General features: G+C 63.6%; 12 protein-coding genes and 2 pseudogenes. 5 read left to right on the plus strand and 9 right to left on the minus strand.

The window, feature by feature from the left end:
• The first annotated feature begins 2 nt into the window (after positions 1-2).
• The 3 genes and pseudogenes from DF196_RS04980 to DF196_RS14255 form a co-directional block, all read left to right on the plus strand.
• Complete coding sequence (locus DF196_RS04980) at positions 3-1319, plus strand: homoserine dehydrogenase (RefSeq protein ID WP_109056784.1); 1317 nt, start codon at positions 3-5, stop codon at positions 1317-1319.
• Positions 1320-1577: 258 nt separating this feature from the next.
• A pseudogene (locus tag DF196_RS04985) lies at positions 1578-2310 on the plus strand (homoserine kinase); the annotation flags it as partial.
• Positions 2311-2393: 83 nt separating this feature from the next.
• Positions 2394-2684: pseudogene (locus DF196_RS14255) on the plus strand (homoserine kinase); the annotation flags it as partial.
• 264 nt (positions 2685-2948) lie between these two features.
• On the opposite strand, the gene DF196_RS04990 reads toward DF196_RS14255, so the two are convergent.
• From DF196_RS04990 to DF196_RS05010, 5 genes are all read right to left on the minus strand, one after another.
• Positions 2949-4742, minus strand: a complete 1794-nt coding sequence (locus DF196_RS04990; protein ID WP_109056786.1) for a hypothetical protein — start codon at positions 4740-4742, stop codon at positions 2949-2951.
• Positions 4743-4756: 14 nt separating this feature from the next.
• The gene (locus tag DF196_RS04995) at positions 4757-6178 is read right to left on the minus strand and encodes an ABC transporter permease subunit (RefSeq protein ID WP_146194705.1); all 1422 of its coding nucleotides are present in this window, start codon (positions 6176-6178) and stop codon (positions 4757-4759) included.
• 1 nt (position 6179) lies between these two features.
• Positions 6180-7061, minus strand: a complete 882-nt coding sequence (locus DF196_RS05000; protein ID WP_109056788.1) for an ABC transporter ATP-binding protein — start codon at positions 7059-7061, stop codon at positions 6180-6182.
• Between the two features lie 135 nt (positions 7062-7196).
• Positions 7197-8423: a hypothetical protein gene (locus tag DF196_RS05005; protein ID WP_109056789.1), complete on the minus strand. Its 1227-nt coding sequence runs from the start codon at positions 8421-8423 to the stop codon at positions 7197-7199.
• Positions 8407-9210: an RNA polymerase sigma factor gene (locus tag DF196_RS05010; RefSeq protein ID WP_109056790.1), complete on the minus strand. Its 804-nt coding sequence runs from the start codon at positions 9208-9210 to the stop codon at positions 8407-8409. The genes DF196_RS05005 and DF196_RS05010 overlap by 17 nt, the downstream gene beginning before the upstream one ends.
• Positions 9211-9374: 164 nt before the next feature.
• Here DF196_RS05010 and DF196_RS05015 point away from each other — a divergent pair, with 164 nt between their 5' ends.
• Positions 9375-10850: a Maf family protein gene (locus DF196_RS05015; protein WP_109056791.1), complete on the plus strand. Its 1476-nt coding sequence runs from the start codon at positions 9375-9377 to the stop codon at positions 10848-10850.
• 96 nt (positions 10851-10946) lie between these two features.
• On the opposite strand, the gene DF196_RS05020 is transcribed toward DF196_RS05015, so the two are convergent.
• The 4 genes from DF196_RS05020 to DF196_RS05035 all read right to left on the minus strand — a co-directional run bounded on the left by DF196_RS05020 (position 10947) and on the right by DF196_RS05035 (position 13905).
• A complete protein-coding gene (locus DF196_RS05020) occupies positions 10947-11309 on the minus strand; it encodes a hypothetical protein (RefSeq protein ID WP_109056792.1) in 363 nt (120 codons plus the stop codon).
• Positions 11306-11641 carry a hypothetical protein gene (locus tag DF196_RS13670; protein WP_206603780.1) on the minus strand — a complete coding sequence of 112 codons (336 nt, stop codon included), beginning with the start codon at positions 11639-11641 and terminating at the stop codon, positions 11306-11308. The genes DF196_RS05020 and DF196_RS13670 overlap by 4 nt, the downstream gene beginning before the upstream one ends.
• A 201-nt stretch (positions 11642-11842) precedes the next feature.
• Positions 11843-13039, minus strand: coding sequence for an aldose epimerase family protein (locus tag DF196_RS05030; protein ID WP_109056793.1), 1197 nt, complete (start codon positions 13037-13039; stop codon positions 11843-11845).
• Positions 13040-13044: 5 nt separating this feature from the next.
• Complete coding sequence (locus DF196_RS05035) at positions 13045-13905, minus strand: AraC family transcriptional regulator (protein WP_109056794.1); 861 nt, start codon at positions 13903-13905, stop codon at positions 13045-13047.
• A 227-nt stretch (positions 13906-14132) separates the two neighbouring features.
• Between DF196_RS05035 and DF196_RS05040 the strand changes: the two genes are divergently transcribed.
• A complete protein-coding gene (locus DF196_RS05040) occupies positions 14133-17477 on the plus strand; it encodes a tetratricopeptide repeat protein (RefSeq protein ID WP_109056795.1) in 3345 nt (1114 codons plus the stop codon).
• The last annotated feature ends 393 nt before the right edge of the window (positions 17478-17870 follow it).

A 17870-nucleotide genomic window follows, 5' to 3' on the forward strand; every position in this document is an offset into this window, starting at 1 on the left:
AAGTGGCAGAAAAGAACGAAACCCCGATTCGCGTAGGCCTGCTGGGCGCCGGCACGGTCGGCTCCCAGACCGCCCGCCTCATCGTCGAGCAGAAGGACGAGCTGTCCGCCCGCATCGGCCGTCCGATCGAGCTGACCGGCGTGGCATGCCTGGATCCGAAGGAAACCGAGAAGTTCCCGTGGATCGACCAGTCCATCGTCACCACGGACACCATGAGCGTGGCCACCAACGCGGACATCGTCGTCGAACTCATCGGCGGCACCACCGTGGCCCGTAAGTTCGTGCTTGCCGCCATCGAGTCCGGCGCCTCCGTGGTCACCGCGAACAAGGCGCTGCTGGCCAAGTACGGCCCGGAGATCTACGCCGCGGCCGAGGCCAAGGGCGTCGACATCTACTTCGAGGCCGCCGTGGGCGGCGCCATCCCGTTCCTGCGCCCGCTGCGCGAGTCCCTCGTGGGCGACAAGGTGACCAGCATGCTCGGCATCGTCAACGGCACCACCAACTACATCCTCGACGAGATGACCACCAAGGGCCTCCAGTTCGACGATGTGTTGAAGGACGCCCAGGCCAAGGGTTACGCCGAAGCCGACCCGACCGGCGACATCGAGGGCTACGACGCCGCCAACAAGGCCGCCATCATGGCCACGCTCGGCTTCCACACCTCCGTGACCATCGACGACGTGTCCGTCGAAGGCATTACCAAGATTACCGCCGACGACATCGCCGCCGCCACCGCCGAGGGCAAGGTCATCAAGCTGCTCGCCGTGGTCGAGAACGGCGAGGCCGGCGTCTCCGCCCGCGTCTACCCGGCCCTGATTCCGGAAACCCACCCGCTGGCCTCCGTGCATGGCTCGTTCAACGCCGTGTTCGTCAAGGCCGAGGCCGCCGACGACCTCATGTTCTACGGCCGTGGTGCCGGTGGCGCCCCGACCGCCTCCGCCGTGGTGGGCGACGTGGTCACCGAGGCCCGCCACATCGCCGCCGGTTGCACCGGCCCGTCCATCCCGCTGTACAAGAACCTGAAGAAGGCCCCGATCAACGCCTCCAAGGCCGCGTTCGCCGTGCGCTTCCTCATTCACGACAAGCCGGGCGTGCTGGCCGCCATCGCCGCCGAGTTCGCCAAGAACGGCGTGTCCATCAACGGCGTGAACCAGGATCTCAAGCCCACCATGACCGACCCCGGTTACGACGGCGAAATCCAGCAGCTGCGCGTGGTGACCCACCTGACCGACGAGGAGACGCTGCGCGAGACCGTCAAGGCCGTGCAGGCGCTCGACTTCGTGACCGGCGAGCCGTCCATCCTGCGCGTGCTGGACTAGTTAGTCACCGCGCTGACAGTGACTCCCCTCAGTCAGGCTTCGCCTGACAGCTCCCCTCAGAGAGGGGAGCCAAAGCTACAACATGCACAGGCTTCCCCTCTTTAGGACATTGCTGTGAAGCAAACAGCGGAGCTGTTTGTAGGCAATGTGCGAAACGACAGTCGAGCTGGCACAACGCGAACGAAGTTCGTCCGCAATTGCGAATGAGCTGTCGAACGAAGTGAGACTGAGGGGAGCTCTTGTTATCGGAGATGCCAAATGAATCCCATCTGTTCACAGGTGCGCGTGCGCGTGCCCGCCACGTCCGCCAACCTGGGCTCCGGCTTCGACACCGTGGGCCTGGCGCTCGACTACCACGACGAGCTCACGTTCACGCTCAACCCCGATCCCACCGACGGCGTGGCCCACGTGTTCATCCACGGCGAGGGCGAGGACACGTTGCCGCGCGACGAAACCCATCTGGTGGTCTCCACCTTCCGCCGCGCTTGCGCCACGTTCGGCCTGGGACGCCTCGGCTTCACGCTCGAGGCCACCAACAACATTCCGCAGGCCCGCGGCATGGGTTCCTCCGCCGAGGCCATCGTGGCCGGCATCGCGGCGGCGGCGGCCTTCGCCCAGCCCGGCGAGCTCAACCGTCCGGCCATCTTCGACATGGCCGCGCAGATCGAAGGCCATCCGGACAATGTGGCCCCGGCCGTGTTCGGTGGCCTGACCGTCTCCTGGGACTTCGCCACGGCCGAAGGCGTCGGCTCGGTGGCCATCCCCGGCGGCGAACCGCTGCACGGCGGTTTCCATACCGTCAACTACCCGGTCGACCCGGCCATCACCGCGGCCGTGTTCGTGCCGGACTATGAGCTGTCCACCGAGAAGGCCCGTCAGGCGCTGCCCAAGGAAGTGCCGCACAAGGACGCGGTGTACAACGTGTCCCGTGTGGGACTGCTGCCGGCCGCAATGAACCCGGTGGTGCTGGCGCAAGCCGAGGCCCAGGGTGGTGCCGATGCGCTGGGCGGAAGCCCCGCGGGTACGGGTGTCTCCGGCGCTGCGGGTGCCGCTCAGGTGACTCCTGCCGCGTTCGCCACCGCGGCTGCGCAGGCCAATGCGCTGCTGTTCACGGCCACGCAGGATCGACTGCATCAGCCGTATCGCACGCCGCTGATGCCGCCGTCCTCCGAACTCATCGAGCTGTTCCGCGCCAAGGGCTATGCCGCCGCGGTCTCCGGCGCCGGCCCGTGCGTGCTCGTGCTGCACTACGGCAACGCGCGCGAGGCCATCGACCAGGTGGCCGCCACCCAGCTGGCATCCGGCCACTGGCGTGTGCTGCACCTGCCCATCAACACCAAAGGCGTGGAAATCGAACGGCGATAGGGTGGGGGAGCCGATTGGCGTGACTCCTGATCGGTCTCCTCATCGTTGAATATCGCTGAAGATTCGCGAAACAGACACTATGTATGCGGCTGAACGAAGCGTCCGCATACATAGTGTCTGTTTCGCTATGAAAAACGTCACTAAGTATGCGGGACCATGGTCGGGCCGCATACTTAGTGACGTTTTACGCCGGCAGGCATTGATCGGCATTGATCAGCCGCGGTCGGCATTGGTCCGCGCCGGTTGTAGGGCCGACGCGGCCGGTCAGTTGCGCACCAGTTCACGGCGGCCGAGCCGGAACGTCGAGAACACCCACGCCGCCACAGCCAACGCCAGCACGCCCAACGGCATCCATGCCTCCAATCCGGGCACGGTCAGCCGGTTGGTGAACCAGTTGCCCATCAGGAACATGTTCGGGAAGTAAATGAGCTGCGCGGGCAGCAGCACGAGCGACAGCAGCGGCACCATCACCAGCAGCATGCGAATGACCGAACGCATCGAACGGCACAGCCATGCGCCCAGCATCGTGACCGCCAACGTCAGCACCAGAACCGTCGCGCCGATGATTGCCAGATACTGTCCGAACGTCCAATAGGCCCACGGCACGATCGGTACGCCGAACATGTATTCGAACGAGATTCCGGAAATGCCCGCGTTCGAGTTGAGAGTCAATACCGGCACGGCAAGGAAGTCGCGCAGCATCACTACCAGCGGAATGCCGAACGCGGCCAGCGAAACCAATCCGATAATCAGCGAAGTGACCGCCGTCGCCGCCACACGGGCGTGCTGTCCGGACCGCCCCGAACGTGACGCCCACTGTAGTTGCATCATGCGTCGGCCGCGGTCACGCACCATTACCGGCATGGTCATCGCGGCGGAGGCAATCACCGAGAACACGGCAATCACGAAGGTGTACATCCACGTTTTTTCCACTATGGAGTACTGGATGTAGCTGGACCGGCCGGGCTCTGCGGCGTAACGGGCCAGCCGCTCGGTCACGGCCTTCGGCATCGTGCCGGGTACGCGGTACGACTGCGAGCCGATTGAGGCGTCGTCGGGATTGCAGCCGGTGCCAAGCTGAGCGTCGTCTGCGGTGCCGTCACCGTTGTTCGCAGAGGTGGAACCGCTGGCGTTCGCGTCGCCGGCATCGCCGGTCCCGTTCGCGCTGGAACCGTTGTCGTTCATGCCATCGGCGTCCGCGGTTCCGGAGCCGTCATTCCCGGCGTTACCTGTCGTATCGTTGGCATCGCCGTCCGACTCCCCGCCGGTTTCGTTCGTCACCGTCTTGCCGGTGATGTCCGTGGTCGCACAGCCTCCGGAGATCGCGGTCGACCATCCGTTTTCGGCCTCCGCCCAGTAGTCGCGCTCGAACTGCTTCTGCACTGCCGTGATCGGGTGATCGGTACTGGCGGTGGATCGCAGCATCTCCACCGAATTGGTCAGATTATGTTGCGCATCGGCCTGGGTCATGGGGAAATGCCTCATCAGCAAGCTGATGTTGTACAGATCCTGCAGCGCCTCGGAATCCCTGAGGATGATGTGTTCGGCCTCCCCTATAGCACGTTGTTGCTTCTCGCTCATGTGCGCCATCGGGTCCTTTGCCCGTTTGGCGGCGGCGATGGCCGCGCTTTCAGCCGTATTCGCACCGGTCGAAGTCTTGCCGTCGGTGAGTGTATTGGGTGCACCGGTTGGGTAGAACGACGTTCTGCCGACAATCGAGTCGTTCCAGCGCTCATAATCGGCGAAATCGTTGATGCCGAGCGTTTTGGCTTCGGTCGGGTGCGCTTGGATGTCGCGCGTCACCTGCCTTTCCAGGCGGGGGATATCGGCCTTCATTTTGTCGATAGTGGCTTTGTCGGTGAGTGGGCCATACCGCTTGATAAGCCGCTGCTCGCCGGTGAGGGCGAGTGAGGTGCCGGGCTCGTAGGCCTCGGTGGCGGTGTAGTCGTTGAAGGCCGGCAGGATGCCGACGAACGTCCACAGCGCGCCCATCGCGATGAGGACCAATACGGGAAGCGGACGCCAGATCTTGCGCATCTCCGCTGCGAACAATGTCATGATGGCTCCTTTGCTTATTTCAGGTCTTTGCAATTGAACGAATGTCGCGCCAGCAGCACGCCGGCCGTGAGATACACCAGCGAACATGCGGTCACGCCGGTCTCCCAGAACGCGGTCGGCGCATCAAGCCCGAGTTCGGTGAACCACTGATTGCGCAGCAGCAATACGCCCACCGGATTGAAGCCGCCGATCCACGCGAGCCACGGCGATCCTAACGAATGCGCCACACCCACAAGCCCGGTCAGCAGCAGCACGGTCATGCCCACGAGGCCCGCCACCGCGAACGTATTGCGGATCAGCAGTCCCAACACCGCCGTGAACAGGGCAAAGCACAGCGTGACCGCCAATCCCAGCGTCAATCTCACGAACAGGTACTGCCCGATGGTCAGGTCCCACCAGGTGACGAACGGCTGTTGCCCGAACACCGTGTTGAACTGGCTGGACACGCTCGCACTCCACACGCCGCGCACGTCGAACACCATGAGATACGGCACCACGATCGCCGCGACGAGCAGCAGATACGCCACCGTTGTGGCGATGAGCCCGGCCGCGATTTTGGGTGCCGCGAGCCGCCGGCCCGTACGGGTGGTCATCAGCAGCTGCTCGGTGCCGGACGTGCGCTCGGAACCAAGCGCCAGCGCCATAAGCAGCACCGCCAGCACGCAGGTTTCGTAGAACAGGTAGCTGGTCATGCGCGACCAGTGCAGCAACGTGTCGTCGGTGGCCGTCCCGGCCGCCAGGTCCATCGCCGCTCCGGCTGCGGTCAGGTGCGTCACTCGTGTGGCGTAGGCGTCGTATTTGCGCTGCATCAGCCAGGTGGCCACCGGATCGCCGGCGACCTGCGCGAGCATCGCATCGCGCGTGGCTGCCGGGTCGTAAGTGGCGAGCGTGTTCGTCGTGCCTCTGGTGACGGCCGTAAGCTGCCGGTGCAGTTCATCGTTCGTCAGCGTGGAATCGGTGGGGATTCGTGCGGTGATGACGATTGCGTTATGGTCTGTGGCTTCCGGGGTTGACGATGCATCGGCTGCGGTGGCCGCGTCGGTTGCGTCGGTTGTTGCACCGGAGGCGACGTTGTTGACAGTGGAACGACCGGACTCGTCGGCACCGGCGTCGACCTGCGCAAGCTTCCGACTGAAGTCGGGGCCGGTCCTGCCGCCGATGGTCACGGCGACGGCGCTCGCGTAATTGTGCAGCGCGACGGTGTTCGCCGGCACGGTCGCGGCCAGCATGAGATTCACCAGCGCGAACACGGCGACGATCGCCCACACCAGCGGCAGTCGCGCGATTTTGATCAGTTCGGTGCCGGTGAATCGCAGGGGATGCATGGCAATGATGATTCGGGGTGCATTGGTGGCTTCGGTCCCGGCAGCGGGCAGGCCCACGCTGGTTTCCGACCGGAGTCGTACATGCCTTGCCGGTTGTGACGACGTGCTCATCTCAGCCTCCATAGATGACCAGGAAGGCGTCTTCGAGATTCGGCGCCACCGCGATCGGCCCGGCGGTCGCGATACCCGATGCCGGTACACCCGCAGCGCCGGCGACGGGCTCGGGTGAGTAGATGCGCAGCCGCGTCACGCCGCCGTACTGCACCTCGGACAGCAAACGTTGTCCTCTGGTCAGTGGCATATCCACCGGCACCTCGTAAATCTTGCCTTCCATTGACTTGCAAATATCGGCCGGCGCGGCATTGGCGAACACCATACCGTCGCGCAGCATCACGATATGGCCTGCAATCGTTTCCAAGTCGGAAACGATGTGGGTGGAAAGGATGACGATGCGATTGGCGGCGAACGAGTGGATGATGTTGCGGAAGCGCACGCGCTCCTTCGGATCGAGGCCCGCGGTGGGCTCGTCGAGGATGAGGATGCGCGGGTCGTGCACGAGCGCCTGTGCGATGCCGACGCGCTGGATCATGCCGCCCGAGAACGTTCGCATCCGCTTGTTCGCGGAATCCGTGAGACCCACCATGTCCAGCAGCGTGGTGATACGCTCGTCCAGTCCGGCGCGTGGCATGCCCTGCAGCGCGGCGATATAGCGCAGGAGCTGGCGCGGTGTGTAGTTCGGGTAATAGCCGAAATCCTGCGGCAGGTAGCCGACCTGGCCGCGATAGCGCTCGCCGAGGGCCGTGATGTCCTCGCCGTCCAGTCGGATCGCGCCGGTATCGGGGAAAAGCAACGTGGTCATGAGCTTCATCAGCGTGGTCTTGCCCGCGCCGTTCGGGGCGAGCAGTCCGTAGACGCCATGGTCGAATTCCAGGTTGATGTCGTGCAGGATGGTTTTGCCGGAAAGCTTTTTGGATACGTTGTCAACAGTGAGCATGGTAGGTCCTTTCAGGTGGAAGCGAGCAGCACCTTTTCTTGGCTCCCCTTGTCAGGGGAGCTGTCGGCAGAGCCGACTGAGGGGTAGTTAAAGGTATTGAGCCAATTCTGGTTTTGGCGCAGTCAGACGTGACAATCAGGCGAACCGTGCGACGGCGGGGGAGCGGCGCACGAATCGGTTCATCGCTGCGAAGTAGGCGATGCCCGTCGCTACGGCGGTGACCAGCGCGACCATCGGCGGCAGGCCGGTCAACAGCGGGGACAATGAGTCGTGCCAAGTGAGCAGCACCACTCCCAGCGCCACCCATGCGGCCGGCACCACAATCATCGACCACGGCCAGCGGCAGCGCACGTCCGCCGCCAACTGCGCGATGCCGAAAAGGAACAGCGCACTGAACGCCACGCCCAGCAGCGTCACCAGTGAGAACCGGGAGACCGGAGCGTTTGTCGTCATGACGAAGCCGGTCGCTCCGGGTGCGCTTGCCGCACCTGTCGTGCCGTTGGTTACGCTGCCCGATCCGACGAATCCCATCTGCATGCCGACTTCGTTGACGCACAGTCCGTACGCCACGATGAGCGTGGCCGCCACCGCGCCAACCACCAGCATGCGCAGCGCACACAGGCGAACGAACGACCATCGCATCGTGCGCAGCAGTTCGTCGGTGCGCTGTTCGTGCTCGCGCCATCGCACCAGCAGATGCGTGGCCTCGTACAGGAACGGCGCGGCTAGGAACATGCTCGCGTACAGGGTGCCGGGGTCGGTGAAGACGCGAACGCCGTCGGACAGTATCCGCAGGAACGGAATAAGCCACACCGCGACGGTCATCACCAGGGCTACCGCCACGCAATCCCATGCGCCGAAGAACAAGTCCCGCAGGCGCAGGGAGCCGCGCGCCTCACGCAGTGTGGACCACAGGGTAACGCGCTTGGGCACCCCAGCTCGGACCGCCGCCGCAATTGCCTGCTCGCGCCGCAGCGGCGAAGCGGCCAAGGCGCTGGTAATGGCGGCATTGACGGCTTCGCTGGTCGTCGTGTTTGCCGGACCGTTGTTCGGGTCGGCAGCGTGCAGGACGTGGACATCACGTGCAGTGCCGCTGTTATCGTTGCCGGCGTGTGACATATTGGCAATGATGACATTGCTCATGCCGACAGCCGAGCGCGCTCCGAACTCGGGTTCGTCCGTGATTGCCGCGGCCGCCATACGTGCCGTCATGGCCTGCATGATGCGGGATTCCATACGGTCGAAATCACCTCGATCGGCGGCACGGTTGACGGCATCTGCAGTGGCGCCGACCGCGCGGATGCCACCGTTGTCACGAGTGCCGGAATCCGTGGCAGTGTTGCGATCAGTCTGCTCGTTCATCGCCGAACTCCTTTCGAATCGCTTGGATAAGTCGGTAGTAGCGGGCCTTCACAGCCTCTGTGCGCTCGCCGCGGGCCTGCGCGATTTGCGGGAACGTGAGCCCTGCGGCCGTGTGCAGGTGGAAGATCTCCTGGGTGCCGGCATCGAATCGGGAGACGAACGTCTCGATGCGGGCCAGCAGATCGGCATCGGCCTGCGATTCGGCCGGGTCCCGCGCCTGTCCGGCTCCGGCGACGGGTTTGGCGGCGCCGCTGGCGATGGCATTGCCAACGGTGTCACCGCCGCCGATGCTGGGCTGTGGGTCCAGAGGTGTGGTCGTGACACGATGCGCCCGCCGTGCGTCGATCACCTTGCGTGAGGCGATGGCGTACATCCAGGTGCGCACCGATGCCTTGCCGGGGTCGTAGGTAGGCAGCGCCCGCAGGACGGCGATCATCGTCTCCTGCGTGAGGTCGAGCGCATGGTCGCGGTCGCCGGTCGTGCGCCAGATGAGGGCGCACACGTCATCGAAATACGCGCGCACCAACTGGTCGGCCGCCTCCTGTGAACCATGGCGAACGATTGCACGGATCAGTCGCCGGTCGGTTGCGGCGCGGATCTCGGCAGCTTCGTCGGTCCCAACAGGGATTTCGGTGCGGGCATCGGCAGCGCCGGTGACTCCGGCGGGCCGGGCCGTGTCGGCGGGCGTAACGTGTGCGTTGGCTCGGGCGTCAGCAGCATCGGAGGTCCCGGCAGGCGTACCGTTACGCCTGCTCCCGCCTCGCCGTGCCGCCGTGAACCAACCCATGACTGTCTCCCTTTCATCGCGTTCACAGGTATATACGTGCAAGGCTCGCGAATCGTTGCACGGAACTACATCCGGGCGTGTCGAAGATGTAAGGATGCGGCCGGGACCAATGCCCGCGCCAATCCATACAATGCAAGGTAGTGAACCTAAGCCAGGAGGGTTGAATGTCCATTCCGCTGATTCTTGCGTCCAAGTCCAAGCCGCGCCGTGATGTGCTGTATGCGGCCGGCATCTGCCCCACGATTCGTGTCTCGCATGTGGATGAGCCCGCCGCGCTGGAGACCGCCGCCAAGACCGCCGGCGCGGCGGTCGATGAGCTGACCGTCGATCAGCGGGTGATGATTCTGGCCGAGGCCAAGGCGCAGGCCGTGCACCGCGCCTACCGCAACGTGGCCGCGACGGCCGCCGCCGCGACCGGTGAGCGTGTGATCGCCTACCCGTTGCGTGCCGCCGAAGTGCAGGCCGAGGATGCCGCTGAGTCCGGTTCTGGTTCCGGCACGCCAGCCGCCGCGAACGAATCGCAGTCCATCGACTACTCCAAGGACCGCATCGCCACCACCCGCGACTTCTCCGGCGTGGACATGCCGACCGTCACTGAGCCCATCTCCAACGTCATCGCCATGCAGCCGGGGCTCACGCGCGCCACGGTCGGCCCGCTCATCATCGGCTGCGATTCGATGTTCCTGCTGGACGGCGAATGCTACGGCAAGCCGCACAGCGCCGAAGTCGCGCGCGAACGTCTGCGTAAAATGCGTGGGGCCAGCGGCGAACTGTGGACCGGCCACTGCGTCATCGACTTCGCCACCGGCCGCGTGGCACGCGGGGCCAGCCACGCCGTCGTGAAGTTCGGCGACTTCACGGACAAGGACATCGAGCGGTACATCGCCACCGGCGAGCCGCTGGAAGTGGCTGGATCGTTCACGCTGGAAGGCTTCGGCGGCGCGTTCATCGACGGCATCGAAGGCGACCCGCACGGCATCATCGGCATCAGCCTGCCGCTCCTGCGCAAGCTGACCCGTGAACTTGGCGTGGACTGGACCGACCTGTGGAACGTCAAGCGCGGCGAAAGCGCGCCCGAGGCGGCGGACGCAGCCGGCATCCCGGCGGCCGGCAAGGATAACCTGCCTCCCGTCGAGAACGTGCACCAGCCCGGCGACGGTTGGGTGGACTGCGCCTGCGGCCGCAAGCATTGGGGCACCAACGGCGCGTCCGGCATCCTGCTGGCCCGCCGTGACCCGTCCACCGGCAAGGTGATGGACGTGGTGATGCAGCACCGCGCGGCATGGAGCGCGGAAGGCGGCACGTGGGGCATCCCCGGCGGTGCCACGGCGGACGGCGAATCGCCCATCGAAGGCGCGCTGCGCGAAAGCTACGAGGAAGCGAACATCACCCCAGAGGACATCGAGGTGGTCGGCTCCTACCGTGAGGATCACGGCCCGTGGGCGTACACCACCGTCTTCGCGTTCGAGAAGCCCGGCCACACCGTTGAGCCCAAGGCCAACGACGACGAAAGCAAGGAGATCTGCTGGATCCCGATCGCTGATGTGCCGAACCGCAAGCTCCTGACCGCCATGAAAACCGACTGGCCCCGCTTCGCCGCCCGCCTGGACGAGCTGGCCGGCAAATACGCGGCCAAGTAAACCGTTGAACTTCTCGGTGGTGAATAGGCGAATAATCGACTGTTTCCGTACGATGCGATTGAATCGGCAACGGAGCAGTCGATTATTTATTTATGTTTACGCCAGTGCCTTGTCCAGCAACTCATCAATGGCTGCTTCCCTCGTCAGATGATGCGTTTGTGCGTAGATGAGGATTTTCTGATCGCGGGTAAGCCCGGCTTGGACGAGACTTTGTCCAAGTGCCTGCCGGGTGTATTCGCTTGGCGTGATTTTTTTGGCCTGAGCCGCCGCCTCCACTAGTTTCCACAGTTCGTCCGGCATACGAATGGTGTGTGCCTTCATATCGACTCGGCTTGGAGGGAACGGGTCATCTTCCCGCGTGAGTATCGAATTCGGGAAGCCGTCTTCCGCCTCCTGTGCCCAGTGGTCGACCATATCGTCGGTGATCGGCGTGCCATCTTCGGCTATGTACTGCTTCATGCTCGGCTCCGTTCCGTGAAGAATCCTTTGGTGAGATAGTTCGCATGAATGACGAGTGGTTCCGGGTCCGCCGTCTTCACGTAAACCAGTTCGATTGGCCTGCGCTGCTGGTCGAATCCTATGACCGCCCATCTTTGCGGTTCTGTTGTGCGGTCGCGCCACCGAATCTTTGCCGGTCCAAGGCGCGTGTCGAATGCCGATTCGATTTGCTCGCGGGTGAGATGATGCGTCTGCAGGGCATGCGGATGAATCTCGATGTTGAGTTGTACATCATTATCATACTCTGATGTATGACGATTGTCATACGTGCTGTCGTCGGGGTGCGTGGGCATGAGGGCTCCTTTGCCGGTGATGTTGGCGTGCTCGTGGTCACCGTATAAGGAGCCGGCTTCAGGTGTCCAGCCGAATGGACCTATGTGGTTCCAGCTTCCGAAGTTATCCACATTGCCGAATCGGCGTGCGTTGCTTCTCCGTGTGAGTCATAGAACGATTGTCGTACGTTGCGTGAGACTGGTCCGCGTGGCTGCGTCAAGTCAGTCGGCCCCTTGTTGCTTTCTATTGCGAGTACGGAACATCTGCTGCGCAGAAGGATTCTCGGTCTCAAATTCCCAGCGGATGTGGAGCTGGTAGTGCTGTCCGGCGGGCAACTCGGGGGAGAGCTCGGATGGGTCGTTGATGGAGTTCGGCACGAAGCCGGGCTCCAGGGCATAACCGGCCGATGGGCCGTACGTATGCCCGCTGGTGCCGAGAACGTTTTCCATGAATCCGGCGCTGTAGAACAGCACGGCCGGGGCGTTGGCGTATTGCGTCATGCGGATGCCGGTGCGCGGGCTGTACGCGCTCGCCAGTTTGCGCATGCCGTTGCTGTTGGCCGGCTCGCGCGGGCTGCCTGATGCGCCGGATGCATCTGGTGCATCAGGATGGCCCGGTCCGTCTGGCTTGCTCCCGTCCAACCGGCTCAGCTCAAGTGTGGCAGCTCCCGGCAGTTGCCCTGCGGCGTCCTCGAACACGAACGCATGGTTGTATCCGCGCGCGGCAAGAATCTGCTCATCGCCCGTATCGAGCCCCGACCGCAGGGCCTCGCCGATTACACGCGGCGCACGGAAATCCATCGCCGTGCCCTCGACCGGTGCATGGGGCAACGGAATGAACCGCTCATTGGTCGGGCAGAAGCGGTCGGTGAAGATCTGCAATTCCTGATCCAGCATGTCCCCGCTGCCCTCGCCCGAAAGGTTCCAGTAGGCATGGTTGGTCATGTTGGCGATGGTGGTCCGGTCGCAATCCGCGTCGATGACGAGGTCCAGTGCGTTTCCGGCAACGCCGTAACGGGCCTGGATGTCCATCGTTCCGGGGAATCCCTGGTCGCCATCCGGCGAGGTCAGCGCCAACGTCACGGAGCCCCGTCCATGTTCGATGACGGTCCAGCGGCGATGCTCGTAACCGTCCGGCCCGCTGTGCGAGCTGTTGGTGTCCTCGTTGGCAGCCAATCGGTGGGTTTCGCCGCCGATGACGCACCGCGCGCGGGCGATGCGGTTCGCGTTACGACCGATGATCGCGCCAAGATAGCAGTCGTCGGCCGCGTAATCATCAACCGTGGGCAGGCCCAGCAGCACGTTCGTCGGATTGCCGTCGCGATCCGGCACGATGACCGCCATCAGCCGTGCCCCGTAATCGGTCACGCTTGTGCTGATGCCATGCCCGGTGCTATCCGTGATATCGATGCGTTCCATGGGAATCACCGTCCGATCTCGCTTTGCTTGCGGAATTCGATGGGGGAGACGCCGTTCTTGCGTTTGAACGCGGCGCAGAACGTGCTGGTGTCGGTGAAGCCGCACTCCTCGCACAACTGCTTCAGCGGGATGTTCGAATTGATGAGCAGGTACTTTGCGGCGTGCATGCGCGCGTCCACGATATAGGCGTGTGGGGTGTATCCGGTCTTCTTCTTGAAGACGCGGATGAAATGGTATTCGCTCATGAACGCGCGCGCCGCCAGCTCGTCGATGGGCAGCGGATCGCTCAGATGATTGGAGATGTAGGCGAGCACGTCCTCGATGACGTGTGGTTGACGCTGAACGGTGGTGTCGCTGTCGGAGGCGGCCATCGCGAATTCGGTGAGGATATCCGTGATGTATTTCGCCATCTGCGCCTCGCTCACGCGCGACGCCGTATGGAATGTCTCATAGATGTTCGACATGCGGGTCAGCGCGTAGTTCGGGTCCCTGAGGGAGAACACCGGCCCGAGCCGACTGTTGATCAGCTCGAAGTACGGGCGGGCCATCATGCCGTCGAAATGCAGCCACAGCACGTCGCTATCCTCGTCAGTGCCGTACGAGTGGTGCCCGTAGCAGTCCAGCAGCACGAAATCGCCCTTCCGGGCCTGCTGTTCGCCCTGTTTCGTATTGATGATGAACGAGCCGCTGCGTATTGCCATGATAAGGAAGCTGTCGAACGAGCTGCGCTCCTGCCGGTAGCCGGCCTCGTAATGGAACAGGCCCGTGCGCATCGGATACAGGAAGGTGTGCAACGCCGTTTTGCTGGGTGTATAGATATAGAACTCCGAACCTTCATCGCTGATGTTGCGTTCCGCCGGTTTCATAGGTGCCTCCAACCTCTCGCGCCGCACGGCCGTCTTCGCCCTGTGCGGCGATGCGTCCGGATGTGTTCATCCTAATGAATCCACAAGACTTCGGCATGCGCAATTTTTCTCTATGACATGGCAGGAAAACTTTAGAATGCGCAGAAAAACGGGTTTAGGCTGTAAGCAAGTAATCAATGGATTACACATTACGTAACCAGCATGAGCATCCAACGGAGGAGCACATCATGGCCGTCACCATCACAGACACCGTCATCACGATTCCGACCTACGAGATCGGCGCCGCGGACAAGAACCCGGAGTTCATCGAGAAGCGCGTCTACCAGGGCAGCTCGGGCCGCGTCTATCCGTACCCGGTCATCGAGACCATCAGCGACGAGAAGCACGACAAGGACTACAAGGCCGTCATCATCGAGAACGAGTACCTCGAAGTGACCGTATTGCCCGAGCTCGGCGGCCGCATCCAGTACGCCAAGGACAAGACCAACGGCTACGACTTCGTCTACCGCAACGACGTCATCAAGCCCGCCCTTGTGGGTCTGACCGGCCCATGGATCTCCGGCGGCATCGAATTCAACTGGCCGCAGCACCACCGCCCGACCACCTACCTGCCGGTCGACTACAAGGTCGAGGAGCTGGCAGACGGCGGCAAGGCCGTGCTGTGCCACGACACCGACCAGATGTACGGCACCCAGGTCATCACCAAGATCGCCCTGCACCCCGGCAAGGCATACATCGAGATCTCCGCGCAGCTGTATAACGGCACCTCGCTGCCGCAGACCTTCCTGTGGTGGGCCAACCCGGCCGTTCCGGTCAACCAGCACACCAAGACCGTGATGCCGCCGGACGTCATCGCCGTCATGGACCATGGCAAGCGCGACGTCTCCCGCTACCCGATCGCCACCGGCACCTACTACAAGCACGACTACTCCGAGGGCGTGGACATCGGCCGCTACAAGAACGTGCCGGTGCCGACCTCCTACATGGCCGCGCACTCCGACTACAACTTCGTGGGCGGCTACGACTTCGGCGAGCAGGCCGGCATCCTGCATGTGGCCGACCACCACGTCAGCCCCGGCAAGAAGCAGTGGACCTGGGGCAACGGCGACTTCGGCCGCGCCTGGGACCGCAACCTCACCGATGCGAACGGCCCGTACGTGGAGCTCATGACCGGCGTGTTCACCGACAACCAGCCAGACTTCACCTGGCTCAAGCCGTACGAAGGCAAGACCTTCACCCAGTACTTCATGCCGTACAAGCAGGTCGGCCAGGTCAAGAACGCCTCCATCAAGGCCGCCGTGAACCTGGAGATCGGCCCCGAGGACACGTTCGGCGCCGCCGGCGAGACCGAAGGCATCGAGGCGCAGGGACTCAAGGCCGGCCAGGGCCGCGTGACCGTGTACGCCACGAGCGTGTACGAGAACGCCACCGTCGCCGTGACCACCGAGGATGGCAGGACGCTGTACTCCTACACCGGCACCATCAGCCCGAACGACATCGTCAAGGCCGAATTCGAGACCGGAGACGTGCCGGCCACCGAAATCACCGCCACCGTGGCCGACGCGGACGGCAAGGTCCTCATCGACTACACCCCGAGACCTAAGAAGATCGAGAAGCTGCCTGAGCCGGCCAAGGCTGCCGACGAGCCCGAGAAGATTGCCACCAACGAGGAGCTGCTGCTCGCAGGCCTGCACCTCGAGCAGTACCGTCACGCCACCTACATGCCCGACCCGTACTACCTCGAAGGCCTCAAGCGCGACCCGGAGGACGCCCGCATCAACAACGCCTACGGCCGACTGCAGCTGCGCCGCGGCGTGTTCAAGTGCGCCGAAACCCACTTCCGCACCGCCATCAAGCGCCTGACCAAGCACAACACCCAGCCGTACGACTCCGAACCGCACTACAACCTCGGCCTGGCCCTCTTCTACCAGGGCGAGTATGACAAGGCCTTCGACGCCTTCTTCAAGGCCACCTGGGACGACACGCAAAAGGAGCGCGCCTTCTTCTACATGGCCGCCATCGCCGCCCGCCGCGGTGACTTCGCGGACGCGCTGGAGTACGTGGACAACGCGCTGACCCGCAACACCATGAACATCAAGGCCCGCGGACTGCGTGCGTACGTGCTGCGCAGGCTCGGCCGTACGGACGAGGCCGCCGCGGCGCTCGCCGAGAACCTCAAGGTGGACGAGTTCGACTTCGTCTCCGGCAACGAGCGCGTGATCGCCGGCGCCGATCCTGCCGAACTCGCCGGCCTCATGCGCGGCTTCCATGAGAACTACCTGCAGGCCGCCCGCGACTACGCCCTGTTCGGCGCCTACGAGGAGGCCCTGTCCCTGCTCGCCAAGGCCGACCAGTCGAAGCCGATGGTCAAGTACTACGAGGGCTACTACCTCGCCGAACTGGGCCGCGAAACCGAAGCCAAGGCCGCGTTCGATGCCGCCGAAGCCGCGCCGAGCGACTATTGCTTCCCGAACAAGCTGGAGGACATCGCGCCCCTGGAGAAGGCCATCGAAGTGGTGGACGGCGCCAAGGCCCCGTACTACCTCGGCTGCCTGTACTACGACAAGGTCCAGGCCGAGAAGGCCATCGCCCTGTGGGAGCAGTCGCGCGACCGCGACCCGGAATTCCCGACCGTGCACCGCAACCTGGCGCTCGCCTACTACAACAAGCGCGGCGACGCCGCCTCCGCCGGCCGTGAGATCGAGGAGGCCTACCGCCTCGACGAATCCGACGCCCGCGTGTTCCTGGAACTCGACCAGCTGCATCGCAAGGTCGGCTGGACCTACGCCCAGCGTCTCGAGGAGTTCGAGAAGCATCTCGACGTGGTGGCCGAACGCGACGACCTGTACATCGAATACCTGACCGTGCTCAACCAGACCGGCAACTACGCCAAGGCCTACGAGCTCATGGGCCAGCGCCGCTTCCACCCGTGGGAGGGCGGCGAAGGCAAGATCACCGGCCAGTACCGCATCGCACTGACCCTGCTCGCCAAGGACGCCATGGCCGCCGGCGATTGGGCCAAGGCCAAGGACCTGCTCACCCGGACCCTGTCCTACCCGCACAACCTCGGCGAAGGCAAGCTCGAAGGCCAGAAGGACAACGACATCCACTACTACCTCGGTGTGGTGGAACGCCACCTTGGTGACGAGACGGCCGCGGAAGCCGAATTCCGCCAGGCCACCATCGGTCCCGACGAGGTGAAGGGCGCCATGTACTACAATGACCAGCCCGCCGAGATGATTCTCTTCCAGGGTCTCGCCCACAAGGCACTCGGTGAGGAGGGCCCCGCCAACGCCCGCTTCTACCGTCTGCTGGACTACGGCGAGCAGCACCTCGACGACAAGGTCAAGATCGACTACTTCGCCGTCTCGCTGCCGGACTTCCTCATCTTCGAGAACGACTACACGAAGATGAACCGCATCCACTGCCTGTACCTCATGGGTCTGGCCAACATCGGCAACGGTGACAAGGCCAAGGCCGCGGAGTTCCTGCGGGACGCCGTCAGGCTCGACCCGAGCCACATCCAGGCGAACCTGTTCGCCGACGAGATCGCCAACCGTCACGTGCTGTGACGTGCCCGACCGCTCTCCGTGCAAGCTAGGCGCCTGCGGCCCTCATGACCGCCAGCGCGTCTGATTTCGGCCGGTTCCCCACCTCCGAGGGGAACCGGCCTTTTTATGATGATGCTGCCCGAAGTCTGACGCATCCCCCATTCTTGGCTCCCCTTGTCAGGGGAGCTGTCGGCGAAGCCGACTGAGGGGTAGTCTCCGTAACAGTCAAATGCAGAAAACCAAGCAAATATATGGTCTGCGAATGGTTGTTAGAACAGTATCAAGGCGGGATACTGGAGTCATCCATTCCCGATATGCCGATGCGGCCCATTGGGATCCAGGCAAGCGAAGGAGACATGCCGTGAACGCACATAACAGCGGAAAGGCCGACTCTCCTCCCATAATGCAAAAGCA

Origin of the sequence: Bifidobacterium callitrichidarum (genome assembly GCF_003129905.1) — a bacterium.
Lineage (GTDB): Bacteria > Actinomycetota > Actinomycetes > Actinomycetales > Bifidobacteriaceae > Bifidobacterium > Bifidobacterium callitrichidarum.